Genomic DNA, 24,290 nt, shown 5'->3' with positions numbered 1-24,290 from the left:
CGCCTTTAACGCAGGCCGAGCTTTGCGGTGCAGGCCGGCCACGCACCCCAACCCTGAGCGGCCTGAGTTTTCTGGGCAATGGCGATCTGCTGCTCACGGGTGGCCAAATTCGCCGTCGGCGCGTACTGGGTGCCGCCATAGGCCGCCCAGGTGCCAGGATTAAACTGCAAACCACCGTGATAGCCGTTGCCGGTATTGATAGACCAGTTGCCGCCAGATTCGCAGGCTGCGAGGGCATCCCACACGGAGCCGTTGGCCACGGCCGGCACGGCCTGTTCGTTCACGCCCCGCGCAATCTTCGCCGGACGGGCAGGGCGAGTCTCTCTCACCTCGATAACGCTGGTGGACTCAGGCTGACCACCAACAATCAACGTGCGCTCCACGATCGTGCGCTCGCCCGGCTCACCCTCGATAAGGACCTTCTCGGTGCCCTTGGCCAGCTCCGGATCGTCGACGTATTCCGCGGGGGCGTCGAAAAGCTCGGTGCGCTGGACGTCTTTTGCCTCGACGCGCTCGATTCGGATGTCCATATTGGGCTGCACCGGGGCGTCCAACGCCACGTTGACACGGTCGTTCGAGTCAACCGTGATGCCGCGGGAAGCAAGCAACTGCCCGACCGTCTTCTTCGCGGCGGAAGTGTAGACAACCTTGCCACCTTCGTGGATGGAGACGATCTTCGGAGTGGTGACATCGACGGTCATGCCGTGGCTCAGCGGCTGATCCGGATCAACGTCCGTCGCGGCGGCGGCGTCGACACCGCTTTCCCCGATCAGGTCGGCCACGGTGGAGGCGGTCGAGATGAGCTGCTGCTCAACACCGTCGACGATGAGCGCAACTGGTTTGGCGGTGCGCACTGTCACCGTCTCTCCACCTGAGACAGTCTCATCTAGCGCCGGATACACAAGATCTTGCGCGCCGAGCTCCACACCGGCAGCGGCAAGAACGGAACCGACGTCCTTAGAGGAGGTGCGTACGGAGGTGGGCTCGCCATTGACCTCCACAGTGACACTTTTCGTCGTGGCGGCGGCTGTTGCCGCGCCGCCGACGATCACAGCACCCGCGACACTGCCGGCAACAAGGCGCTTGGCGGCGGAAACGGGCTTGTTTATGCGCTGAGCGGCCATGTAATGGACCCCTAAAGTTTCGATTTCATTACGATTGGGTCAAAGATACGCTAATTGCGCATGAAGATCCAGTTCTTGGCTCGAACCTTCCGTCACACCCGGCCCACCCAGCCCATCCGGCGCGCCTTCATCACTTCTTAGCGGCGAACAGGTAAAACACCTATGTGATCTACATCACCTATCGAGGCCGAAGACCCGATCAAAGGTCTCACTGACCTCCACCGCAAGATCCGCCACCCGCATCCCGCGGGCCTGCGCCACAGCTAAAGCAGTGTGACCAATCAACGCTGGCTCATTGCGCGCCCCGCGGTAAGGCTCCGGCGTCATGTAAGGTGCATCCGTTTCAATCAGAAGCTGCCCAACCGGCGCCAACGCCGCCGCCTCCCGCAGTGCATCATTGCGCTTGAAAGTGACATTGCCCGCAAAAGACAACACATAACCACGCTCAATCGCCTCACGCGCAACCTCCACCGGCGAGGAAAAGCAGTGCAGCATCACCTCGCGGGGGGGAGGGGAATCCGCCAAAATGCGCATCAGCTCCTCATCACCCTCACGATTATGAATCATCAGCGCTTTGCCGCACTCCACCGCCAAATCAATATGCCAACGCAACGCCTCCTCCTGTACATCAAGAGGCGCAGTACTATCCGGGGCGTGGGTCAACCAGTAGGTGTCAATGCCTGTCTCCCCGATCGCCACACACCGCTCATCCGCCGCCATCTCACGCAAGCGGGCGCGGGCAGCACCATCAAGCTCACCCGCCCGCGTCGGGTGAATGGCGCACGCCGCGAAAACCCGCTCGTCATCACGGGCAGCTTGAAGTGCCAACTCCGCCTCCCGAAGCCCGTCACCGACGGTGCAAAGACGCTCCACACCGGCAGTAACGGCACGCTCAACAAGCTCACTGACAGCCTTACCTGTGGAGGCAAGGTGCGTGTGGGCGTCAACAAGCCCAGGAATCGGCTCGGCGGCAACAGGGGTAGGACGCGACTTCTTCTTCGACATGGCTGCCCAGCCTACCTCCCACCAGAACAAGAACCACTGCACATCAACGCACCCAGCCCCCTAGTCAACACACAGCACACCGCCCCCACACTTGCCGCACAACGCAGGCAGCAAGCCACCACGCTGTGCGCAAGCCTTGCCCACCCCAGAGCCGATCCAACGCGCAGCACAGACCCGCAACCCCGGGGCAGCAGCCCAAACCTCCACATCACTAGCATGGGCGGGCATGGAAAAAGTCTCCCTGCCCCCACAAATTGTGATAGGTGCACGCGACACCCTCAACTTCGACGAGATCGGTGCCTTCTTCGACCACTACTACCCCATGATGGAGAAGTTCCTTTCCTCCATCGGGGCACGCCCGCAGGCCAAGCGCTCCTTCACCCTGGCTGAGCCAACTGACGTCATCGACATGATCGCCGCCTTCCTCATCGCGGAGGAGGACCTACCAATGATCGAGCCGCTAGTCGGCGATGTCGACGACGAAAAAGTGGCCCTCCACCGCTTCGCAGCCGGCGAATTTTTAAAAACCCGCCACACCGGACCCTACGTAGAACTCTCGGTCTCCTGGGAGAAGTTCCTCGACGAAGCACGCGACGCCGGCTACACACCCGGGCCACTGTCCTTCGAGGACTACCTCGACAGCGACGCCGGGGTCGACCTTTACCTCTCGCTCGAACTCAATTCATCTTCGATGTAGATGTTGCGAGAGGCGACACTACCCAGCGCCCCCATCACAAGCGCAAGGACACTCAGCGTCACCAGAATGGGTGTAAAAGAGCCCACAGCGTCGTAGGCCACACCGACCGCCAGCGGCCCTGCAGCCGCCAACGCGTAACCGACAGGCTGGACAAAACCAGCAAGCCGCGCCGTTGTCAACGCGCTGCGAGTACGCGCCGGAATCAACGCGAGCGCCAGCGGGAAACACCAACCGCCGAAGCCAAGTACCGCACTCCACAAAATGGCGTGCCCGGGCAGAAACAGGATTCCCATGTAACCGGTGGCCGAAAGCAGACCAAAAACCACAACCAGCGGGGTTAGCGTGCGCGCCCGCGCGACCACCGTCGGCAAGGTCAAACCACCGCCGGCACCAATCAAACCAATCACAGCCAAGCCGAGCGCACCCTGCCCAGGACTTGCTCCCTGCGCCGAAAAAATCGACGGCAACCAACCCATTTGAATATAGGCATTCATCGACTGCAGCCCGAAAAACAACATCAGCGCAACCGCAGTCCGCGAACGGTACATCGGAATCTTCACGTCCGCGCCCTCCACGTCGCCGCGAGGCTTATCGACGCCCACCTGCGCAACCGCCCACCACCACACCAGCAACTGCACCGCGGCCAACATCCCCCACACACCGAGCGCAATCCGCCACGACCCCGTCATCAAAGCACTCAACGGACCGAACGCCGCCGACATTGACAGCGACACGGAGTAGACCGCCGTCAACGAGACGATATGGCGTCCGCCGTATTGCTTGATCCACGAGGGCAGCAAAACATTGCCCAAAGCAATACCACCAGCCGCCCCCACAGTGGCAAGGATAAACAAAGCCATCTCCGGCGCGAAAGGACGCAAACACAACCCGAGGGTGCACGCCCCCGCCGCCGCCGTCAGAGCGGGGGTCAAACCAACCCGCCGCGCCAGAGGCACCGCAGTAAGCCCCACGACGCAAAACATCAAGCCCGGCAGGGCAGTAACAATACCGCCCAAAGAAGCAGGCGCGCCATAAAACTCCGTGACACTGTCGAGCACAGGCCCCACAGAGGCCATCCCGGCACGCAGGTTAATCGCCGCGGAAAAAACTGCCAGGAACAAAAACAGCGGGCGCATAACTTAATTCACAGGCGCCCATTCCGGGCCTGTCTCACCCAGTTCGGGATCAAGCTTCGCCACCAGCGGCTGCGGCTTTTCCAGGGGTGTACCCGGGGCGATGTTAATGCGACCCCACCTCGCCTGCTCAGCCGAATAATCACCCACAATCACCGGGTAACTCTGGTTCTTCTCCGGCAGGCCCACCCCAACCAAATCGTAATCCTCATCATCGGTGACCTCCTCGACGCGCGGCGCCGCCGCCCACACACCGCTGCGACCCAAAGTCTCATGCACCTGCTGAGCAATGTGCGGCAAAAATGGCGTCAGCATGGCATTGCAATCGGACACCACCTGCAGGGCGGTCCACAGGACCGTCGCCAAGCGCTCACGCTGCGAGTCCTCCTTAGCCAACTTCCACGGCTCCTGCTCCGCAATATAGGCGTTGGCTTCGCCCACCACATGCATAATCTGCGTGATCGCGTTCTTAAACTTCGCACGCGACAGGTGCTCACCGGCGGTGACGAACGTCCTTTCCGCAAGCTTTAAGATCCTATCGTCACTTTCACTAAGCTGCGCCGGCACCGGGACCTGCCCAAAATTTTTGTGAGCCATAGACACCGTGCGGTTGACCAAATTACCCCAACCGTTGGCCAGCTCGTTGTTGATGCGGCGAACAAACTCATCCCAGGTGAAATCCGTGTCATTATTCTCCGGACCAGCCACAGCAATAAAGTAACGCAACGAATCCGGCCCGAACTGCGCAAGGAAATCCTTGACGTAGATGACCACACCCTTCGACGACGAAAACTTCGAACCGGACATGGTGAGAAACTCAGAGGAAACCACCTCTGTAGGCAAGTTCAGCTCACCCAACTCGTGCCCACTTCCTCCCCTGTCCCCCTTGCCGGAATAAGCCAAAAGCTCAGCAGGCCAAATCTGGGAATGGAAAGTGATATTGTCCTTGCCCATAAAATAAAAGCTTTGAGTGGCCGGATCCTGCCAAAAATCCTTCCACGCATCCGGATTACCGCTGCGCTGAGCCCACTCGATAGAAGCCGACAAATAACCGACCACCGCGTCGAACCACACGTAAAGCTTCTTCGACGGATTGTCCTGCCAACCTTCAACCGGAATCGGGATACCCCAATCAATATCGCGAGTCATGGCACGCGGACGCATGTCCTCCAACAAATTCAGGGAGAAACGCAACACGTTCGGACGCCAATCCTCACGCGTTTCAAGCCACGCCTTTAAAGCGTCGTGAAGCGCCGGCAAGTCGAGCATGAAATGCTCAGTCTCCACAAACTCAGGAGTCTCCCCATTAATTTTAGAAACGGGGTCGATCAAATCGGCCGGGTCAAGCTGATTACCGCAAGTGTCACACTGATCACCGCGCGCATCACTTGCACCGCAGATCGGGCAAGTGCCCTCAATGTAGCGGTCCGGCAAGGTGCGGCCCGTCGACGGCGAAATAGCACCCTTGGTCGTCTCCTTAACCATATAGCCGTTGTCATACAAACCCTTGAAAAGCTCCTGCACCACCGCATAATGGTTGCGAGTAGTAGTGCGAGTAAACAGGTCATAAGACAGGCCGAGCCCCGCCAAGTCATGGACAATCTGCCGGTTGTAGCGATCAGCGAGCTCCTTAACCGACACGCCTTCCTTGTCAGCCTGGACAAGCAATGGGGTGCCATGCTCGTCCGTGCCGGAGACCATGAGGACATTGTTGCCCGCCATGCGCTGGTAACGAGCGAATACATCGGAAGGCACACCGAATCCCGCTACATGGCCAATGTGCCGCGGACCGTTCGCGTACGGCCATGCGACACCGACAAAGATGTTCTGCCCCGATTGAGCTGTCACAGGAGAAGTCATGCTTTCCAGCATAAGATAACGCGCCCGCTATTTAACCTTCCGCCTTGCTTCGCGTTGCTTACGCTCCCGGTGATGGCGGCGTTCAATAGCCAGTTGGCGAGCGAAACGCTCAGTTTCCTTCTTATCAAGATAAATCACGTCGTTGGACACGTCTTTGACTATTGCGAACATGAGCGCGATCAAAATTAGTAGGAACGGAGTGGCCGCCACAATGGTCACCGACTGCAGAGAGGATAGTGCGTCCTCGCCGCCAACAACCAAAAGGGTCAGGCCGACGAAGGCGGTACCTAGACCCCAGATGCCGGCCAGCCATGGGGTGGCATCCGTTTTTCCGTTTTGAGACATCGACGCCATCACGGTGGAAGCGGAATCCGCCGATGTGATGAAAAAGGTGCCCAGCAGGACCAGCGCGAGAACGCCCACGGCGAAACCGCCTGGAAAGGTGTGCAGGAGGCTAAAGAGCTGCTCCTCAGCCACCCCAGCGCCATAAATGGACTCGCCGATCTGTTCCAGCCTGATGGCGGCGCCGCCGAAGATGGCGAACCAAACCGTTGAGACGGCTGCCGGGACAAGCAACACTCCAAGACAAAACTCGCGAATGGTGCGGCCCCGTGAAATGCGCGCCAGGAATGTGCCCACGAACGGCGACCAAGAAATCCACCATGCCCAGTAGAAAATGGTCCACGAGGACAAGAACTCACCAGCGGTACCGTCCGCGCTAGATGCTGTACGGCTCGCGATGAGGAAAAACTGATCGAGGTAGCTTCCAATCGCGGTCGGCAGCATGTTGAGCAGGCTCACGGTCGGACCAACAACGAAGACGAAAATTGCGATCACGCAAGCAAAGACCATGTTGATATTGGACAGCCACTGGATGCCGCGGCCGACGCCGGACATGGCGGATAGGAGAAATGCCAAAGTGAGCACTGAGATAATGCCGACGGTCAGGGTAGTAGAGGGAGACTCGACGAAGCCGGAGGCCTGAAGCCCCTAGGTGATCTGCAAAGCGCCCAGACCCAGGGAGCAGGCTGTGCCGAAGATTGTGGCGAAGATGGCGAAGCCGTCGATCATTTTGCCCAATGGCCCGTTGGCGGCCTTCTCCCCAAGCAGCGGAACGAAGGCGCTGGACAAAAGCTGCTTTCGGCCGCGCCGGAAAGTGGAATACGCGATGGCTAGTCCGAGGATGGCGTAAACGGCCCACGGGTGCAGGGTCCAGTGGAACATGGTCTGCGCCATGGCGGTGCCTACCTCGTGTTTATCGCGCCCCGGGACCCCGTTGCGATACATCGCCAACGGTTCTGATGCACCGTAGAACATCAGGCCGATGCCCATGCCAGCGGCGAACATCATCGAAATCCAAGAGGATGTGCGAAACTCCGGGCCCTCATCAGGCCCACCTAGGCGGATTTGTCCAAAAGGCAGGAAGGCGATCGTGATGACGAAGAACACGAAAACTGTGCCGAATAAGACGAACGCCCACCCGAGATTGGTGATGACCCAGTTAAAAGACCAGTCGGAAAATGCCGAGAAGCTCTCGGGTCCGAATAGGCCCCACAAAACGATGCCCGCGACAATCACAACCAGCGGCGCGATGATCGTCCAGTCGATCGGGGCGTCTTTGACGTCTGCCTGGGAGACAACATTTTCTTCAGGAGGCAGCGCCTTGCGCTCATCTGCCTCGATGAGTTCGGCTAGCTCGCTCGCTGCCGAAGTCTGCGGCTCGTTGCTGTTGTGAGCCAAGCGGATTCACTCCTTCTTCAATGCACCTGACAGGTAAAACTGAAGGTAGGCTAACTTACTTCACGGACATTTAGAAACCTTCCGCGTCCTTCGCCTGCTGCGCTTCTTCGTACAGCTCCCGATTTTTCACCCCATGCGCTCGGGCGATCTCCTTCACAGCATCTTTAAGGCGCACGCCAGCACGCACCTGCTCCAACACGGCATCGACTAGGTCCTCGGGTTCCGCAGAAGCTAACTCCCCACCCTCGAGAACTACGGTAATTTCCCCGCGTAATCCCGTGCTGGCCCACTCCGCTATCTCACCAAGTTGGCCGCGTTTGACCTCCTCGAAGGTTTTGGTCAGTTCACGGCATACCGCAACGCGGCGTGTCTTTCCGAGGATGTCGGCGGCGTCGCGAAGCGTGGCTTCGATGCGATGCGGGGACTCAAAGAAGCACACCGCGCGTTGCTCATTTTTCAAAGACTCAAGCCAGCTGCGCCGCGGCCCGGGTTTTCTGGGGACGAATCCGTCAAAGATGAAGCGTCCAACGTTGAGCCCGGAAAGAGCCAAAGCTGTCGTAACTGCCGACGGCCCCGGGATGCAGGTGACTGGGATGCCGGCGTCGTGTGCGGCCGCCACCAAGCTGTGACCTGGGTCGGAGACGATGGGCATGCCCGCGTCCGTCACCACCAGCACCGTGCCGCGCCGCGCCGCGGTGAGCAGCTCCTCGACGCGGCGGTCTTCGTTGTGGTCGAAGTTGGACACGACGCGACCGCTGATCTCCACGCCGAGCGCCGCTGCGAGCGCCCGCGTGCGTCGTGTGTCTTCCGCGGCGATAACATCCGCGTCCGCCAACGCTTGCTTCAGCCGCGGGGAGGCGTCGTCAATGTTGCCCAGCGGGGTAGCCGCCACCACTATTGCGCTCATGGACACCAAGCATGGCACAGCTTATTGCCGCGGGGCAGTAGTATCCCAGACGTGACTGCATCTGCATCTGCCACCGCCACCCGTCGACGCCCCGCTGGCCGTGCCCCCGCACCCAGTGCACCAGTGTGGGTGCCGTGGTCGCGGCGCGACACTTCCCACCTCGTCGTGATCACGGCTCTTACCCTGGTGACACGGTTGATCGGTTTGACCATGCCTACTGCCGGGGGCACCCCCATTTTCGACGAGAAGCACTACGCGCCGCAGGCGTGGGACATGGTGCGCTCCTACATCAACCCGGTGTTGGGCGGCGTGGAGTCGAACCCCGGCTTCGGGCTTGTCGTGCACCCGCCGTTGGGCAAGCAACTGCTGGCGCTGGGTGAGAGTCTGTTCGGCTATACCCCTTTGGGTTGGCGTTTGATGACAGCCCTGTTCGGCACTGCCGTCGTCTCCTTCGTTTTCTTGCTGTGCCGCCGGCTCACCCAGTCGACGTCGTTGGCCACACTCGCCGGGATTATCGCCGCGGCTGATGGAGTGCTGCTTGTTTCCGCGAAGTTCGGCATGCTCGACATTTTCCAGGTGCTGTTTATTGTGGCGGCGTCGTGGACGTTGGCCGGAGACATGAGACAAGTGCATCAGCGGATGCATGATGCGCATATCACCAGCGATTTTGGGCCTCGCTTGGGCTTTCGGTGGTGGCGCTTTGCAACGGGTGTCTTGCTGGGGCTGGCTCTCGCGGTGAAGTGGTCCGGCCTGTATTACATTGTGTCTTTCGGCTTATTGAGCGCGTTTTGGGACGTCTGGTTGCGTGCTCGCTACGGCGTGCGCCAGCCAGTGGCCGGTGCCCTTTTCCGCGACGTGCCTTCATCTGTGGCTTCTTTGGTCCTTCTTCCCGCGGCCATTTATGTCTGGTCGTGGCGTGCCTGGTTTGCTTCGGAAACCTCGGTTTACCGCCACGCGGCTGCCGACGGCACAATCTCGGAGAGTTCCTGGCCTCTGCTCCAGCTTCTGCCCGACACGATAGGCGCTTGGTTGTACTACCATTTCTCCGTTTTGGACTTCCACGGTTCCCTGACGTCGTCAGGCGGGCATTCCCACCCGTGGGACTCGAAGCCGTGGGCGTGGCTCGTGGCCGCCCGCCCGATCCTCTACTACTCCTCGACTGACATCGACTGCCGCGTCGGCACGTGTCGGGAGATGATCTTCTTGTTTGGCACCCCCGTGATTTGGTGGCTGACCATCCCGGTGCTTTTGTGGGCTGTGTATTCCTGGATCGTGCGCCGCGACACTCGCGTGATTATCCCTTTGGTCGCCTTCGCGGCGGGTTTTGTGCCGTGGTTGGTGGCCTTTGATCGCCAGATGTATTTCTTTTACGCCACGGCGCTCGTTCCCTTCACCGCGGTACTTTTGGCCCTTGCGCTTGGCTCGGTAGCCAGCCGGGGCAGGCCAGTGAACAGCCCCGTGCTGCGCAAACTTGCCGGCATACAACTCTCGACGGGCCAAGTCGCAGTCATCATCTACATGTCCGCGGTGGTGGCGGCCTTCCTCTACTGGTCGCCGATCTTCTACGGTATGCGCGTGCCGGAGGGCTACTACCAGTCCCTGATGTGGCTGCCTAGCTGGACGTAGGTTCAGCGCTGAGCATGCGCCAGGCGCGGCGCAAATCCGCGCCGCGGTCAACGACCCAGGTGGCCAGCAGGGCGAGGAGTGTCGCCAAAAGGACCATTACGTGCCCGCCGAGACCTGCCGGCGAGTAAAGCAACCAATCACGCACGGCGAAGCCGATGGTGAAGGTGAACATGGACCCGATGATCAGCAATATGCCGGGGATCTGGTCGGTTTTCCAAGCGGCGAAGGCCAACGCGCTGGCTACCCCGAGGCGCAGCGCGGCGGGATCCGGAGATGCCTCAGGAGCCGCCACCAAAAAACGCACTGCCCACGCCGCCCACACCAACGCCATGGTGGCCAACGCCACGCGACCCAAAGAGAGGGCGACAGCCCGACGCTGCGCGAAGCGGTACCACTTCGCCTCGACACTAGCGAGGATGACTTCGGACAGGTCCGCAGGTGGCGCCAAGCACTCACCTAAGTCAAGGTTGTCACTTAAGGTCAGCAGGCGCTCCCAAAATGCTCGGCACTGGTCGCAATGTTCGAGGTGGGCGTCGACGATGGCGTCGTCAAGCGGTGCTTCTTCCCCGTCGAGACGAGCCGAAAGCGCCGCCTGGACTTCGCTGTGGCTAAGCACGGGTCAAAACCTTATCCAGGCTGACGCGCCCCGGGCCGAAAACGACGACCATAAAAAGAGCAGCGGCAAGCACCATCGGATACTCAACGCCACCAGCCTCGACGAAAAATCCGTGGTTGAGATGCACAAAGTAGGCCGCGGCGACAACCAGTAGCGCCACAATGCTCGCCACCAGAGTGCTTAGCAACCCAATGATCAACAGCGCCCCTCCGATGAGCTCGACGGTGCTGGCCAGGTAGGCCGAGAGTTTCGGCTGCGGCACCCCAGATTCGCTTAAACGTGTGGCGGTGCCGGCGATTCCCACCTCGAACCAGCCGCGGTAGCCGCGGGCGACGAAAACAGCTCCGGTGATGATACGCACGACAAGGAGCGCGAAGTCTCGAACCGCAGGCCTGTTCATGGCTGTAAGACTACAGAATGGTGACCAAGGGGAACCACACAGGCGCGAGGAGAGTCTAAGAAGATATGTCCGAATATTGCGGCCCCGTGGTGGGCGATGACGGTCTGGCGCGGCCGCCGTGGGCGGCGCACGATGAGATGCTGCGCGAATACTACGACACTGAATGGGGCTTGCCGGTTCGCGATGAGCGCGGGATGTTCGAGAGGATCTGTTTGGAGGGTTTCCAGGTCGGTTTGTCCTGGAAGTTGATTTTGCAGAAACGGCAGGCCCTGCGGGAAGCGTTTTTCCACTTCGACCCAGACGCTGTTGCCGCGATGTCCAGCACGCAGCATTTGCTTGACGACGCCACCTTGATCCGCAACCCTAAAAAACTCAACGCGGTGCTCACCAACGCCCGCGCCACCATCGCCCTGCGTAGCCAGGGAACCGACCTGGCGCGGCTCGTCTGGTCTTTCCAACCCGAACGCACCCCGGAACCAGAAACCGCCGAGGACGTTGCATCGCAATCCCCAGAGTCCGAGGCGCTAGCCAAAGAGCTAAAGCGGCGCGGGTTTACCTTCGTCGGCCCGGTGACGATGTATGCGCTGATGGAATCCACAGGCATCATCGACACCAACTTGGTGGGCACCTGGCGCCGTGGCGCTTCCGGGGTGTGGCCGCTTTAGTCCTTCACGGACCTGTGTTTTAGGCGTTGATGATGACTTTGAGAGCCTTGGTTTCAGCAGCGTTGCTGAACACCTCATAGGCCTTTTCAAACTCATTGAACTCGAAACGGTGGCTGATGAAGCCAGACACGTCGATCCTGCGCTGCGCGAGCAGCTTGGTCAGCATCGGAGCTGTGTCAGTGTTGACCAGACCCGTGGTGATCGTGAGGTTTTCGATCCACAGATCCTGCAGCGGAAACTCCACCGCTGTCCCGTGCACACCGACGTTGGCAACGGTTCCACCAGCGCGGACGACTTCAAGGCACATATCCCATGTTGCAGGAATCCCCACGGCCTCAATGGCGACATCGACGCCGAGGCCGTCCGTCATGGCCATGATCTGCTCCTTCCAATCATCGTCGGAGGACAGCACCCCGTCAGTTGCACCAAATCTCTTGGCCTGCTCGATCCGGTTAGCGTCCAAGTCCACGGCGATGACGCGGCTGGGCCCGTAGAGCTGGGATGTTGTGATGGCCGCCAGACCCACCGGGCCGGCACCGATGACGACAACGACGTCACCTGCTTTGACACGCCCGTAGAGGATTCCGAGTTCATGGCCTGTGGGCAGGATGTCGCTGATCATCGTCGCTTCTTCCGGGGAGACTCCCTCAGGAAGTTTCTGGACTGAGCTTTCAGCAAACGGGATACGCACGTACTCCGCCTGGGTGCCGTCGATGAGATGCCCGAAAATCCAGCCGATCCCGGATGCTCCTTCATCAGCAAGGCAGTGGCTTTGCAGATTCTTGCGGCAATTCGAGCACTTCCCGCAGGACGTCACAGCCGAAATGATGACTTTGTCGCCCACCTTCAACTCCGTGACCGCTTCTCCCACCTCAGTGATCTCAGCGACACCTTCGTGGCCGAGAATCCGGCCGTCTTCAACCGCCGGCACATCGCCTTTGAGGATGTGGAGGTCAGTTCCGCAAATCGTGGTGGTGAGCACCTTCGCAATCACGTCGGTAGGGTGTTTCAGCTCCGGTTTTGGTACATCTTCCCAACTGGGTTTTCCTGGGCCACGGTAGACCATTGCCTTCATTGTTTGACTCCTTGGCGGTCACGTTCAAGCAGCGAATGACGAGTTGTTTGAGTCGACTCATTCACTACCCTATCGGGGTACAACCCGGCCCACAAGGCGGTATTTTTCAGCACAAAAGTTTCAGTCCCGCCGTGGGTTTGCCCGCGCCCCACAAAGGCGTGCCTGAGGGCCCATCAACTGCCGAATAGGCCAACCGACCTGGTCGCTGCGAGCCAAAAATGGGGGCCGATCGGACTCCACCATCGCGTTGATTGCATACCCCTTGGCCACGCATCTTGTTTTTCGTCCCGCAGCCTGCACGTCCCGCGCACAAACCGTCCGCGGCCCGCAGACTTACGTGGGGCGCTAAAGGAACTGCAAAGACGGCCTCGTCGAGCTGAGATAAATAGCAACAGCTCTGGCTGACCTGGATTAGCGACGATCCAACTGGCACAGATCACCCGTTTCTCCTCCTCGCCGGACGCGTGACGACACAATGCGCCGATTAACGAGGGCTTTCGCGGTACGCTCCCCGCCACAACCTACCGCCTAACTCTTGGGAACCTCACACGTTGTAGAGCGAAGGATGATGGGGTTGTTGGTACCCCACTTCGGGGTTATTTCATTGGCTTGTTACACGGGAGACGGCCATTGTCCTTTTTTGAATGACTGTTAATGCATCTTCGGCATATCCCATGTCCTTTCACAACAGCCAGGACAAAACCCGGGAGAGTGCAATGGGCGATGAAGCTGGAAGCTTGCGAGTTCGACCGTTCCACACACGAAAATTTCAAATCCGCGAACTTTTTTGTTCGGTATGCCATAGTGAAAGAACTGAAGGAGGGTTTCACACTTCCGCGAATGGCATTGACGAAGGCTCAAAGGGGGCTGATAATCCTCCGAAGCGTCGATAGTGCTTACTCAGATGGCTGTGAAACCTGTCAACCGCAGGTCACCCACCGCCTTGGTGCAACAACAGATAAAACTGCCTGTGTGCGGCAGTGAATTTGGGAAGGAACTATATGAAAGACATTCCCGGCATCCTTCGGGCCTCAGGACTGCGCAACCCAGCCGTTGAAGAATACGTCGAGTACTGGGCGAACATCACCGAGCCCGACAACATCGAAGTCATTGATGCATCCGACGATGAACGCATCGTCAACGAAGCTTTAGCTGCTGGCGAGATTTTCCCAGCCGGTAAAGACCGCTACTACTCTCGTTCCTACTACAAAGACACCGCACGCTCTGAGGAGCGCACAGTCGTCGCCACCCACCGCCCCAGCGATGCTGGCGTGTACAACAACTGGCGTGACGCCGCCGAAGTAACCGAGGTTCAGCTGCAAAACATGCGTGGCGCCTCACGGGGTAAAACCATGTACGTAGTTCCCTACCTCATGGCTCCCGTCGGCTCACCACTTGAAAAGTACGCGCGCGGCGTGGAGTTGACCGATAACCGCACTGTGGCTATCCACATGATTCGTATGGCTCGTGTGGGCGTGCAGTACATGAATGACCTTGCCGATCCGGCAATGTTTGTACGAGCTGTCCACGTCACAGGGGACTTGGAAAACCTTGGCCAAGGCACTGATGAGGATAAGCGCTTATTCGCCACCGTTGCTGATAAACGCACCATTTTGCACTTTGGTTCCTCTTACGGCGGAAATGCACTGTTGGGCAAAATTGCCCACGGACTGCGTCAAGGATCCTTCGACGGGTGGTTCTCCGGCGAGTTCCTCGGCGAACAGTTCATGCTCATCGGCATCAAAGACAAACAGAAAGACCGCACTTACTACATGTGCGGTGGATTTCCTTCGGCTTCAGGCAAGACAAACCTTGCGATGATGCTCCCGCCCGAAGGTTTAGGTGACCGCTACGAGGTCCATTTCTACGGAGACGACATCGTGTGGCTACGCGTCGACCCCAAGGACGGCAAACTGTACGGAATGAACCCCGAATTTGGTGCCTTCGGCGTCGCCAAAGACACGAACTGGGACACAAACCCCACCGCGATGGAGTCACTGGCTCCCGGCACTGGCACCCTATTCACAAACGTCGCCTACAACCCGGAGCTACAAGAACTGTGGTGGGAAGGTAAAACACCGGACTATCCCGAAGATGTCAGCGGTTGGTTGGACTGGAAAGGTGAGCTGATCTCAGCTCGCCCGGCTCAACGTCAACGCTCGAAGGCAAAGGGCGATGAATGGGCCCATCCGAACTCACGGTTCACCACAACCCTCGCGAACATTCCCAATGTTGGCCCCGACTATGACGAGCCTGCCGGTGTGCCGATCGACGCGATCATTTTCGGTGGCCGAGTGGCAAACCGTGAACCTTTGATCCGCGCGATTTCTGACATTGCCGAGGGCGTCTATGACGGCTTGACGCTCGGCGCGCAAGCGACATTCGCCGCCGAAGGCAAGGAAGGAGTGCTGCGATACGACCCCATGTCCATGCGCCCATTCATGTCCTACCCCGAAGGCGAATACGCTCAGCACTGGTTGAAAATCATCGGTGAAGCTACCCACACACCAATCTTTGCCCACGTCAACTGGTTCCAACGCGACCCGGAGGACGGACATTACCGCTGGCCAGGCTACCGCGAAAACCTGCGCGCACTACTGTGGCTTCTCGATCTCAAAGAAGGGCGCGTCACAGGCAAACAGACCCCGGTGGGTACTGTGCCGCTGATTGAAGAACTCAACCTCACCGGATTCAAAGGCAGTCGCGCAGATCTCGAAGAAATCCTCCGAATCGACAAGGACCTGTGGGTCAAAGAAATGCAGGCGCGCCGCGAACACCTCGAACAGTTTGAAAACCTCCCGGAGGAGATCTGGGAAGCTCACGAACGAGTCGCAGCAGCAGTAGAAAACGCCGAATAACCCAACTTCTGTTTCCTCCCCGAAACACGCGTGTAAGCGGCGCCGTGGCGTTTATGGCGCACCTTACACGCGTCGAAGCTTGAAAACTGATTTACCGTAGCTGGGGTAGCCCCCAAAACACCTCAACTACTCTGACGAGCCGAAAGCCAAACAACGCCTCCGCATGCTGGGACCTAACCCATCGGCCACCCCGGCACTCCCGACATCGTTTAGCTGACCGCTCTGATACCCGCAAGGGCTCAGCGCCAGCAACCCCCGCGCGCCTGAGCGAGTCTTGGGCCAAGGGGAGCTTTCCTCGGATACCGCAGCGTTGCCGGCGCTAAGATCAAGCCATGTCACGAGTTTTTCGTTTGGGCCAACATTTATCAGTTCGAGATGGCGTATCTGCGCTTTTCCTTATCGCCGCAGCTTTGCTCAGTCTAAGCGCATGCAGCACCACCGATTCATCAGTGTCCGACACCACTTGGGGCAGTGAACCTGGAACAGACGGCAAACCCTCAATCACTTTCGGAAGAAATGGCCATTTATCGGGTTCAGACGGCTGCAATCTCCTCACCGGTCGCTGGAAGGAAAACGCCCGCACCGTTGCGCTTGATATGGCCACAACCTTGAAATACTGCGAGGGCATCGATACGTGGCTCAGCACTGCTGCGACGGCGAAACTCTCGAACTCCGAACTCGTCTTCTTCGACACAGACGGCAAAGAGGTAGGCAAACTCACCCAGTTCAACGGCTAACAGGCCCCGAACCAACAAACACTTTTTAGGCGGGAGCCTTTACTTTCTGAATCGGCCTGAGTTTTTCGGTGACTACGGGTAAAAGCCTTACTGGGCTTTTCGAGTGGTGTTGAATTCCTCGTAGTCCTGCTCGTATTCGATCGGGGGAACGTCACCGATCGACGAGTGCAGACGCTGGTGATTGTACCAGTAGACCCACGAGGCCGTTTCCGTTTCGACCTTCCGGGCATCCCTTTATGTGCGTGCGGGATCGACGTCGATGAGCTCAGTCTTGTACAGCCCGATCGTCGACTCCATCATCGCGTTGTCCAGAGCATCACCGACCGAGCCGATCGAGCCCTGGAGTCCGGCGTCTGCCAGCGCGTCGGTGAACGCCAGCGAGGTGTATTGCGCCCCGGCGTCCGAGTGATAGACGATGCCGGTGGCGGTGAAATCCATGCGGGTGCGTCTGCGGCTGAATAACGCGTGTTCCAGGGCCATGAGCACCATCGTGGTGTCCATCACCGTGGTGAGGACCCAGCCGAGGACCTGCCGCAAGTAGGCGTCGACGATGAAGGCGACGTAGCAGAATCCCTCCCGCGTCCAGGCGTAGGTGAAGTCCGCGATCCACCACTGATCCGGATGCGACGGATACCTCCACCGACGGCCTATTCGGTCCGGGTGCCGACGGTGCGCAGGATTGGCCACGGTCGTCTTCTTGCGGTGCATTCCGCGGGACACACCGCGGATGCCGGTGATCTTCATCAGCCGTTCCACCTGGTCACGACCAATAAGCATGCCGTCACGGATGGCTGCTTTCCAGAGCTTGCGCCGGCCATAGACCTTGCGGTTTTCCTCCCACAGTCGGTAGATGCGGTAGGCGGCGTACGCTTCGTCGAGTTCGGCTCCGGTGGGGCCGAAGCCGCGGGACTGGTGGGCGTAGAAGGTGCTCGGGGCAATCGCAATGCCGTGGGCAGTCAAGGTTTCGCAGATTGGCTCGACCCCGAAACGGTTCCGGTAGGTGCAGATGAAATCCACGACTACCGAAGTTTGCGGTCGAGCTCCGCTTGGGCGAAAAAAGCTGACGCCGTCTTGAGGATCTCATTGGCTCGTCGCAGTTTGGCGACTTCCTTGGCCTGCTCCTCGTAGACAGCCTGGAGCTGCTCGTAGGACAGGGAGCCGGGCTGGGGTGCTTGTTCCTGCTTTTCCTGTTTTCGGATCCAGTTGCGCAGAGTGGATTCCTTTACGCCGAGCAGTTCGCCGATCTCTCGGCGGGCGGCTGCCTTGGAGATGTCGCCGTCTTCGAGACGTTCGAAGTACATACGTACCGCGCGTTCTTGGGTAGCGGTGTCGTACTTGCTGGGCCGTGCCATGATGCTGATCGTCCTCCTCGGGTAAAACCTAGTCTCCGACCAACCCAGGCCGCCTCAATTTTGGCTACGTTTTTGCGGAACCATGATTCCGAGCCTTCCCACCCGACGCGCTAAGCGATGACTTTCGCGTTCAACCGGGGTGAGTCGGCCAACAACGTGCGCACTGCCGGCTCGTAAGCGTCGAAACTCGTTGACCTAACCGGGCGCGGCGAGTACTTCGGGGGAGAGTCAGACGCCAGCGCGCGTTCAACGGTTTTCTTCGCGCAACCGACTTCCTCAGCGATCTTCCTGATTGACAGTCCCTGCCCACGCGGGAACCGAATTTGAGCCCATTGATCCAAAGAAATCACCCATCCAATCTTTTTCGGATGGGCTATTTTTCGAAAAGCGTTTTGGGCTACTTTTCAAAGAGCGCTGACAAGGCCCCGATCAGCCGCACTGACAAGGGCGACCGCGGCACTTTCCTCGTCACAGACCACCACCAGCACCGCTCCCACCCGGCCCCGTAAAAAAGAAAACCCCTCAAACCCCCGCGAAATACCAGGTAAAACGCGGAACCCAAGGGACACAGAAAAGGACGCCCACTATGTATCACAATGGGCGTCCTAGTGGTGGAGCTAAGGGGAATTGAACCCCTGACCTTCGCATTGCGAACGCGACGCTCTACCAACTGAGCTATAGCCCCAATGCCGATGAGGTTACTCCTGCCCGGCGGTAGAGACGAAACCGTGCAGGCAGGGATGTGTTTTGGCGCTTGGGTTTTAGCTGGCGCGCGCTGGGGTTTCGGGGGTGGGTATTGCCTCGTCAAGCTGGTGGTAGGGCAACTGGGTGAAGTCGGGGCTTTCGTCGTCCATCTCGACGATGACGGCGCCTGGTCGGCGGCGGTAGTGCGGAATAGGTGCGTCCTTGTCGCCGGAGATCGCTCCCATGCGGGCGCGCCGCAGTTGGCGTACTCGGCGGGCGTGCAAGGCGCGCTCTTGGCGGACGACTCCGCGTAGCACCACCATAAACCACATGGTCAGGCCGACGGTGACTGCTGGCAGGGCCCAGACCCATCCTCCGGCTACGAAAGCTGCAACGAAGGTGATTACGTCGGCGATGATCAGGCCGAGGAGGGTGCGCTGCCGGCGCTTGAACTTGTCTGCCTTGGAGCGCTTTTCGCGCTCGGGGTCCCACCCGCCGCGGCCACGGCGGGCGCGGGCGAACTCGATGTCTTCTTCTGTGGGCTCGGAGTCCTCCCCGGCTTGGGTTTGCTGCTGTGGCTCCGTTTCCGCGCTGGAGGCGTTTTCTGCTTCCGACGCGTCTTGCGGAGCCGACGCAGTGTCGTAACCATAGTCGCCGGGAGACAGGTAGGAGTCCTCGAGTGGGTAAGGCTCACCCGCATCTTCGGCGACTACGGCGTCTACGGTGTCTTCGGCGTCTACGGTGTCTTCAGCTTCCTCCTGCACTTCTTCTTGCTGCAGAAGGGGCAGCTCGGTCGAATCGCCTGTTTCGGGTGTGATGACTTCGCCGTCGATTGTCGTGTTTTCGTCGGGGGTGTCCGGGGCGGTGCTGGGGACGTCGATAAGCACGGAGTGCTCTCCAGGCTCCACGATTTCGTAGTCCTGGTCATCTTGCTCGTCGAAGCGGTGGATGTCTGCTTTGGTCAAGCGGGGCCGGGGACGTCCGGCGAAAGGTTCTCCGTCGCCGGTGTGCAGCACGCGCGTTTCCTCATAGCCCTCGCCGGAGCGGCGGATGGGCTTGTTATTGCCCAGCACCATCGGTGCGAGCACGATTACCCACACGACAACGATCAAGACGATGATCAGGCTGAGGCTGCCCATGAGGCGGTCACCTTTCTTCGAGTGAACTGGCGAGCTTGCGAGTCTCTAAGGCTATCTTCCGTCGGGCTCTATCCTGTTGAGCCACGCCGGAGGGGGCGAACCTTGCCTGCGTCGATGAGGCGGTTGACTGCGGTTGTTGAAAAGTCCTCCCTGTTGATGGCCACGAGATGGTGGTCGCGCCACTTCCCGTCGATGTGTAGGTTTCGCCGCAGATAGCCTTCCTTGCGGTACCCGTTGGCCGCTAACACCCGACCTGAGGCCGGGTTGTCCGGCAGAAAGGTCGCCGTCACGCGGTGCAGGCCGACGCGCGTGAGAGCGTGATCGGTGCCCAATCCGCACGCCGCCGTGGCGATCCCGCGCCCCATAAACGCGGAGTGAACCCAGTAGCCGATCCAACATTCGCTCACTGCGCCGTGCTGAATGTTTCCTAGGGTGACTTGCCCCACGAAGGAACCGTCAAGTTCGATGGCAAGCGGAACGACGATTCCCTGCACCGCCATAGCGCGTAGTTGTGACCAGTTTTTTCGCCACGCGGCAAGGCTGTGAGCGTCTTTCCAGCTCCCTTCGACTGTTGGTTCTACAGGCCGGAGCCATTGCTCGTCGACAGTGCGCATCCGGGTGCAATCTTTGCCGTCGGCGCGCCGCAGGGGACGCAGGCGCACGTGTGAGTGATCCGGCAGCAGGAGCGTTGGAGATGCTTCCGGCCACCCCGGTGCGGTGGAACCGAACATGGCTACCTTTGTTGCAGGAAAATCACGTCGACGATGTCGCCGGGGCGGACCTCGCTGACCTCCTCGGGCAGCTCAATTATCGCGTTCGCGTCGGCAAAGCCGGCCAGAAGGTGGGCGGGTGGACCTTGCGGGCCCCCAAGCGCTTGAACGAGGTAGTCCCCCGTTTCCATATCGCGCATGAGGCGGGCGCGGATGAAGCCGCGACGGCCCGGGATCGATTGGATTGGGCCCAGGGAGCGTGCTTGGACTGCTCGGCGCTTCGGTTCTTGTTTGCCCAGCGAGCGGCGGATCGCTGGGCGGATGATCGTTTCGAAGATCACCAGTGCGGCTGCCGGGTTTGAGGGTAGAAGGAAAGCTGGGGTGCGCTCTGTGCCCATGAGTCCGAAGCCTTGGACTGAGCCGGGGTGCATGGCTACGCGAGTGGTGTCCACCTCGCCAAGTTCCGCGAGCACCTGCTGGACAGCCATTGCCCCGCTGCCTCCGACGGCACCAGCGATGACCACCATTTCGCTGCGGGCGAGCTGGGTGGCAATGGTTTCTTTCAGCTTGCGGGGTTCAGCGTTGATGATGCCGACGCGCTGCGCGTCTGCGCCAGCTTCACGCGCGGCGGCGGTGAGGGCATAAGAGGTAACGTCGTAGACGTTGCCTAGTCCGGGGTCGCGATCAATGTCTACCAGTTCAAGTCCGAAGGACATCACGGCTACCCGTGGGCGTGGGGAGACAAGCACCTTGTCTCGCCCCGCCGCCGCCAACAGCCCGATTTGGGCGGGCCCGAGCACCGTCCCGGCTCGCACAACCAAATCTCCTGGCTGTACGTCGTCGCCTTCTCGACGCACGAAGTCGCCGGAGCGTACAGCGCGGGTGGCGGTGACGCGTTTGCGGCCGCGGTCGGTCCACTCGAGGGGCAAGACGGCGTCGGCAAGCGTCGGCAATGGCGCCCCCGTGGCCACGCGCACCGCTTGGCGGGGCTGCAAACGCAGCGGTTTGCGCGAGCCTGCTTCAACTTCACCGACAACCGGCAACGAAGGTGCGTGTTGCGCATCCATTTTCGCCCCCAGCGCAACTCCCCCGCCGACGTCGACTGCGCGCACCGCGTAGCCATCGACCACAGCCTGGGCAAAGCCCGGTTGGGAGCGCGATGAAGTGACCTCCTCTGCGCACATCAAACCCAACGCGTCCGCAATACTGACGCGGATCGGCTCCGGTGTCGGCGCGGCGTCGAGCACTATCGCCAACTGATCGTTCACACTGCGCATCGCTACTGCAGGTTCTCCGCTTCGAACTCGCTGATGATCTTCTTCAGCGCCGAGTACAGCGCCGGGCCGTACTTTTCATGCCGCAAACCGAAATCAACATTCGCCGGAATGTAGCCGCCCGGATTCCCCAAATCGTGGCGCTTGCCCTCATGGACCACGATGTGTACGGGGTGCCCCTGACTAATCATCAACTCGATCGCATCCGTAAGCTGCAGCTCCCCACCTTTGCCCGGGGTGATCTGACGCAACGCAGCGAAAATGCCGCGGTCCAACAAGTAGCGTCCTGTTGCCACCAGTGTCGACGGGGCTTCTGCCGGTGCTGGTTTTTCCACCATTCCGCGTACCCGCTTGACTTCGAAACCCGCGAAGGACTCCCCCGCATCTTCCACGTCGAACACCCCGTAGTTGAACACTTCCTCACGAGTGACGTTAAAGGCACATAACACTGAACCGCCGAGCCGGGCGCGTACCTCGACCATCTTCTGCATCACGCCAAACGGCAACACCAAATCATCCGGCAACATGACAGCCACGACGTCCTCGTCTTGGCCCAACATGGACTCAGCGCATCCCACGGCGTGACCAAGGCCCAGCGGCTTTTCTTGTTCCACCGCAACTGCGTTGATTAGGTCCGCTGCTTTGGCCACCTTCTGCGCCTGTTCATCCTTGCCGCGTTCCCGCAAGGTTTCGCACAATTGCTCAAAGGTGCCGAAGTGACGCATGATTTCCTGTTTGTCAGGGGCGGTGACCACCACCATTTGTTGCGCACCGAGCTGCGCCGCTTCCTCAGCGATCAGCTCGATGCCCGGGGTATCCACCACCGGCAACAGCTCCTTAGGAACCGTTTTCGTCGCGGGCAAAAACCTCGTCCCCATGCCAGCTGCTGGGACAACGACGGTTTTGACCGGATTCTGCGTGGAATTCTGCATAATGGGTGAGCTTACAGCCCTTTCCCACCCTTTAGCGCCTTTGACCCGTGCGTGTAAGGATGTGTGTGTGCCCACTAAACAGCAGGTCCGTAAAGAACGCCTCGCTTCTCGACGCTTCCTGGCAGCCGACCCGGCCACCAAGCGCCGCCTCGACGAGCAGCTTGTGGCCAATACCGTTTCTTACTTGTGCGATTCCGGCTTGACGGGCAATGTTGCCGCCTACAACCCTTTGCCTTCTGAGCCGGGCGGGGACTTCCTTGTCCCTCGCCTCGCGGGTGTTTGCAGAAGGCTATTTTTGCCTATCTCGTTGACACAAGGCGTCCTTGCCTGGGCTTCCTATTCCCCTTCCTTCAGCATCGATGCCTTCGGCGTCTCCTACCCGAACGGTGCCCGCTTCAACTCTCATGTGCTGCGCTCGTGCGATGTGGTGTTGGTTCCGGCGTTGGCCGTCGATAAGCACGGTATGCGCTTGGGTAAGGGCGCGGGCTATTACGACCGGGCGTTGAGGGGGATCGACGTGCCGCTTGCCGCCTTGCTTTACGACGACGACCTCGTCGCCGAAGTCCCCCATGATCAATTCGATGTTCCGGTAGGGGTGATTATTACCCCGGGCGGGAACCGGACGGTGCTTGGCGCAGTCTAAAGGGGGTATGAAACTGTTGGATCTTCTGCGCACCCCTGGCCACCGTCGGGCTACGTTGGTTCGCCGTGCGGCCGCCGCGGCCCTGCTGTTCGCAGCAGCCTTAAGCGGAGTCACCTCACGCACCGCTGCGCCCGAAGTCACGGTCTTCGCCCGCGACGTTGACGCCGGAGCCGTCATTGAAACGGGGGACGTGACGCGCAAAAGACTGCCCAGCAGCGTCGTTCCCGAGCGAGCTGTTTTCTCTCCCGCTGAGGCCGAGGGCAAGATCCTCGCGGCTGAAGCGGCGGCCGGTGAAGTTGTCACGACGACGCGCTTGGTGGGCCCAGATCTCACCGCCGGTCTTGTCCCACAGGGCGCGGAGGGCAGCTCCTATACGCTAGTTCCGGTGGTGTTGGCGGAGCCTGACATCATTCCTATGCTGCACCACGGCGCGGGTGTGAGCGTAATCTCCCTGCAAGAAAAATCGGGGGCACCTCTCATCGTTGCCGAGGGTGGAAAAGTAGTTGTTGCAGGTCAGCACGACTCCACAGTGTTGTTGCTCCTGCCCGATTCGCAGGCTAAGGCAGTGGCTGCGGCCTCGCTGGGAACTCCATTGACCGTAGTTTTGGACGGCCGCACGCTATAGTCACTGTTAAACGCCCAAAACTTTATTAACAGGTTCATCAAGGAGAAAAATGCTCAACGGCTTCAAAGAGTTTATTTTGCGTGGCAACGTCATCGACTTGGCTGTCGGTGTCGTCATCGGTGCCGCATTCACCGCGGTTGTCACGGCGTTTTCCGACGCCATCATCAACCCCTTGCTCAATATCTTCGGTGGCGCCGAAGTCGGCGGCCTTAAGGTTCCGGTCATCCCGGGCCGCCCCGACACCGCGCTCGACTTCGGCATGCTGCTGACCGCGATCATCAACTTCCTGCTGATCGCCGCAGTTGTCTACTTCTGCATCGTCGCCCCGATGAATAAGCTGGACCAGATGCAGAAGCGCCGCCGCGGTATTTCCGAGGACGAGCCGGCCCCGACTGATACCGAGCTGCTCACCGAGATCCGCGATCTTCTCGCTGGCCAGTCCCCGGCTCAAGCGGGTACCACCCCACCCAAGGATGCCTAGCTTCTAG

22 protein-coding genes, 1 tRNA gene, 2 pseudogenes and 1 other annotated feature are annotated in these 24,290 nt (G+C 59.9%); of the genes and pseudogenes, 9 read left to right on the top strand and 16 right to left on the bottom strand.

All coding sequences use genetic code 11. From position 1 onward, the window contains the following. Positions 1 to 5: 5 nt before the first annotated feature. Both VLL26_RS01195 and VLL26_RS01190 read right to left on the bottom strand, forming a co-directional pair. Positions 6 to 1,124: a transglycosylase family protein gene (locus VLL26_RS01195; RefSeq protein ID WP_342319322.1), complete on the bottom strand. Its 1,119-nt coding sequence runs from the start codon at positions 1,122 to 1,124 to the stop codon at positions 6 to 8. A gap of 174 nt (positions 1,125 to 1,298) precedes the next feature. Then, complete coding sequence (locus VLL26_RS01190) at positions 1,299 to 2,129, bottom strand: TatD family hydrolase (protein WP_342319321.1); 831 nt, start codon at positions 2,127 to 2,129, stop codon at positions 1,299 to 1,301. Between the two features lie 226 nt (positions 2,130 to 2,355). On the opposite strand from VLL26_RS01190, the gene VLL26_RS01185 reads away from it, so the two are divergent. After that, positions 2,356 to 2,826 (top strand): GyrI-like domain-containing protein, encoded by a 471-nt coding sequence (locus VLL26_RS01185; protein ID WP_342319320.1) that lies wholly within the window; start codon positions 2,356 to 2,358, stop codon positions 2,824 to 2,826. On the opposite strand, the gene VLL26_RS01180 is transcribed toward VLL26_RS01185, so the two are convergent. The 4 genes and pseudogenes from VLL26_RS01180 to rsmI all read right to left on the bottom strand — a co-directional run bounded on the left by VLL26_RS01180 (position 2,790) and on the right by rsmI (position 8,466). Then, positions 2,790 to 3,962: an MFS transporter gene (locus tag VLL26_RS01180; protein ID WP_342319319.1), complete on the bottom strand. Its 1,173-nt coding sequence runs from the start codon at positions 3,960 to 3,962 to the stop codon at positions 2,790 to 2,792. The two genes, VLL26_RS01185 and VLL26_RS01180, sit on opposite strands and share 37 nt — an antisense overlap. Positions 3,963 to 3,965: 3 nt before the next feature. Further along, the gene (gene metG / locus VLL26_RS01175) at positions 3,966 to 5,819 is read right to left on the bottom strand and encodes a methionine--tRNA ligase (protein WP_342319318.1); all 1,854 of its coding nucleotides are present in this window, start codon (positions 5,817 to 5,819) and stop codon (positions 3,966 to 3,968) included. A gap of 27 nt (positions 5,820 to 5,846) precedes the next feature. Further along, positions 5,847 to 7,565 (bottom strand): annotated as a pseudogene (locus tag VLL26_RS01170) (BCCT family transporter). 64 nt (positions 7,566 to 7,629) lie between these two features. After that, positions 7,630 to 8,466 (bottom strand): 16S rRNA (cytidine(1402)-2'-O)-methyltransferase, encoded by an 837-nt coding sequence (gene rsmI / locus VLL26_RS01165; protein ID WP_342319317.1) that lies wholly within the window; start codon positions 8,464 to 8,466, stop codon positions 7,630 to 7,632. Positions 8,467 to 8,517: 51 nt separating this feature from the next. Between rsmI and VLL26_RS01160 the strand changes: the two genes are divergently transcribed. Continuing rightward, positions 8,518 to 10,092 carry a dolichyl-phosphate-mannose--protein mannosyltransferase gene (locus VLL26_RS01160; RefSeq protein WP_425292276.1) on the top strand — a complete coding sequence of 525 codons (1,575 nt, stop codon included), beginning with the start codon at positions 8,518 to 8,520 and terminating at the stop codon, positions 10,090 to 10,092. Here VLL26_RS01160 and VLL26_RS01155 read toward each other — a convergent pair. Then, positions 10,079 to 10,708, bottom strand: a complete 630-nt coding sequence (locus VLL26_RS01155) for a zf-HC2 domain-containing protein (protein WP_342319316.1) — start codon at positions 10,706 to 10,708, stop codon at positions 10,079 to 10,081. The genes VLL26_RS01160 and VLL26_RS01155 overlap by 14 nt on opposite strands. Next, entirely contained in the window at positions 10,701 to 11,108 is a 408-nt protein-coding gene (locus VLL26_RS01150; protein ID WP_342319315.1) for a DoxX family protein, read from the bottom strand. Before VLL26_RS01150 ends, VLL26_RS01155 begins: the two co-directional genes overlap by 8 nt. 65 nt (positions 11,109 to 11,173) lie before the next feature. Between VLL26_RS01150 and VLL26_RS01145 the strand changes: the two genes are divergently transcribed. Further along, a complete protein-coding gene (locus VLL26_RS01145) occupies positions 11,174 to 11,773 on the top strand; it encodes a DNA-3-methyladenine glycosylase I (RefSeq protein ID WP_342319314.1) in 600 nt (199 codons plus the stop codon). A 19-nt stretch (positions 11,774 to 11,792) separates the two neighbouring features. On the opposite strand, the gene VLL26_RS01140 is transcribed toward VLL26_RS01145, so the two are convergent. Next, positions 11,793 to 12,848, bottom strand: coding sequence for a zinc-dependent alcohol dehydrogenase family protein (locus tag VLL26_RS01140; RefSeq protein WP_342319313.1), 1,056 nt, complete (start codon positions 12,846 to 12,848; stop codon positions 11,793 to 11,795). Positions 12,849 to 13,849: 1,001 nt separating this feature from the next. Between VLL26_RS01140 and VLL26_RS01135 the strand changes: the two genes are divergently transcribed. After that, the gene (locus tag VLL26_RS01135; RefSeq protein WP_342319312.1) at positions 13,850 to 15,706 is read left to right on the top strand and encodes a phosphoenolpyruvate carboxykinase (GTP); all 1,857 of its coding nucleotides are present in this window, start codon (positions 13,850 to 13,852) and stop codon (positions 15,704 to 15,706) included. Positions 15,707 to 16,155: 449 nt separating this feature from the next. Next, on the top strand, positions 16,156 to 16,443 hold the full coding sequence (locus VLL26_RS01130) for an META domain-containing protein (protein ID WP_342319311.1): 288 nt from the start codon (positions 16,156 to 16,158) through the stop codon (positions 16,441 to 16,443). 87 nt (positions 16,444 to 16,530) lie between these two features. On the opposite strand, the pseudogene VLL26_RS01125 reads toward VLL26_RS01130, so the two are convergent. Beyond that, positions 16,531 to 17,795: pseudogene (locus VLL26_RS01125) on the bottom strand (IS3 family transposase). Further along, positions 17,374 to 17,505: a sequence feature (AL1L pseudoknot), on the bottom strand. It overlaps the preceding pseudogene by 132 nt. Positions 17,796 to 17,905: 110 nt before the next feature. Then, complete coding sequence (locus VLL26_RS01120) at positions 17,906 to 18,145, bottom strand: hypothetical protein (protein ID WP_342319310.1); 240 nt, start codon at positions 18,143 to 18,145, stop codon at positions 17,906 to 17,908. A gap of 18 nt (positions 18,146 to 18,163) precedes the next feature. Here VLL26_RS01120 and VLL26_RS01115 point away from each other — a divergent pair, with 18 nt between their 5' ends. Beyond that, positions 18,164 to 18,304 (top strand): hypothetical protein, encoded by a 141-nt coding sequence (locus VLL26_RS01115; RefSeq protein ID WP_342319309.1) that lies wholly within the window; start codon positions 18,164 to 18,166, stop codon positions 18,302 to 18,304. Positions 18,305 to 18,404: 100 nt separating this feature from the next. Here VLL26_RS01115 and VLL26_RS01110 read toward each other — a convergent pair. The 5 genes from VLL26_RS01110 to VLL26_RS01090 all read right to left on the bottom strand — a co-directional run bounded on the left by VLL26_RS01110 (position 18,405) and on the right by VLL26_RS01090 (position 22,534). After that, positions 18,405 to 18,480, bottom strand: a tRNA-Ala gene (locus tag VLL26_RS01110). Positions 18,481 to 18,556: 76 nt separating this feature from the next. Continuing rightward, positions 18,557 to 19,618 carry a gephyrin-like molybdotransferase receptor GlpR gene (glpR, locus tag VLL26_RS01105; RefSeq protein ID WP_342319308.1) on the bottom strand — a complete coding sequence of 354 codons (1,062 nt, stop codon included), beginning with the start codon at positions 19,616 to 19,618 and terminating at the stop codon, positions 18,557 to 18,559. A gap of 68 nt (positions 19,619 to 19,686) precedes the next feature. Then, positions 19,687 to 20,349, bottom strand: a complete 663-nt coding sequence (locus tag VLL26_RS01100; RefSeq protein WP_342319307.1) for a GNAT family N-acetyltransferase — start codon at positions 20,347 to 20,349, stop codon at positions 19,687 to 19,689. 2 nt (positions 20,350 to 20,351) lie between these two features. After that, positions 20,352 to 21,605 carry a gephyrin-like molybdotransferase Glp gene (glp, locus tag VLL26_RS01095; protein ID WP_342319306.1) on the bottom strand — a complete coding sequence of 418 codons (1,254 nt, stop codon included), beginning with the start codon at positions 21,603 to 21,605 and terminating at the stop codon, positions 20,352 to 20,354. 2 nt (positions 21,606 to 21,607) lie between these two features. Continuing rightward, the gene (locus VLL26_RS01090; protein ID WP_342319305.1) at positions 21,608 to 22,534 is read right to left on the bottom strand and encodes a UTP--glucose-1-phosphate uridylyltransferase; all 927 of its coding nucleotides are present in this window, start codon (positions 22,532 to 22,534) and stop codon (positions 21,608 to 21,610) included. Between the two features lie 67 nt (positions 22,535 to 22,601). On the opposite strand from VLL26_RS01090, the gene VLL26_RS01085 reads away from it, so the two are divergent. Genes VLL26_RS01085 through mscL form a run of 3 tightly spaced genes read left to right on the top strand, consistent with a single transcriptional unit; the run spans position 22,602 to position 24,283 of the window. After that, entirely contained in the window at positions 22,602 to 23,177 is a 576-nt protein-coding gene (locus tag VLL26_RS01085; protein ID WP_342319304.1) for a 5-formyltetrahydrofolate cyclo-ligase, read from the top strand. Between the two features lie 7 nt (positions 23,178 to 23,184). After that, positions 23,185 to 23,802: an SAF domain-containing protein gene (locus VLL26_RS01080; RefSeq protein ID WP_342319303.1), complete on the top strand. Its 618-nt coding sequence runs from the start codon at positions 23,185 to 23,187 to the stop codon at positions 23,800 to 23,802. Between the two features lie 49 nt (positions 23,803 to 23,851). Further along, positions 23,852 to 24,283, top strand: a complete 432-nt coding sequence (gene mscL, locus VLL26_RS01075; protein ID WP_342319302.1) for a large-conductance mechanosensitive channel protein MscL — start codon at positions 23,852 to 23,854, stop codon at positions 24,281 to 24,283. Positions 24,284 to 24,290 lie beyond the last annotated feature (7 nt).

The sequence above is a fragment of the Corynebacterium sp. BD556 genome, assembly GCF_038452275.1.
Taxonomy (GTDB): Bacteria; Actinomycetota; Actinomycetes; order Mycobacteriales; family Mycobacteriaceae; genus Corynebacterium; species Corynebacterium mayonis.
This window is presented reverse-complemented; position numbering and strand designations above follow the sequence as displayed.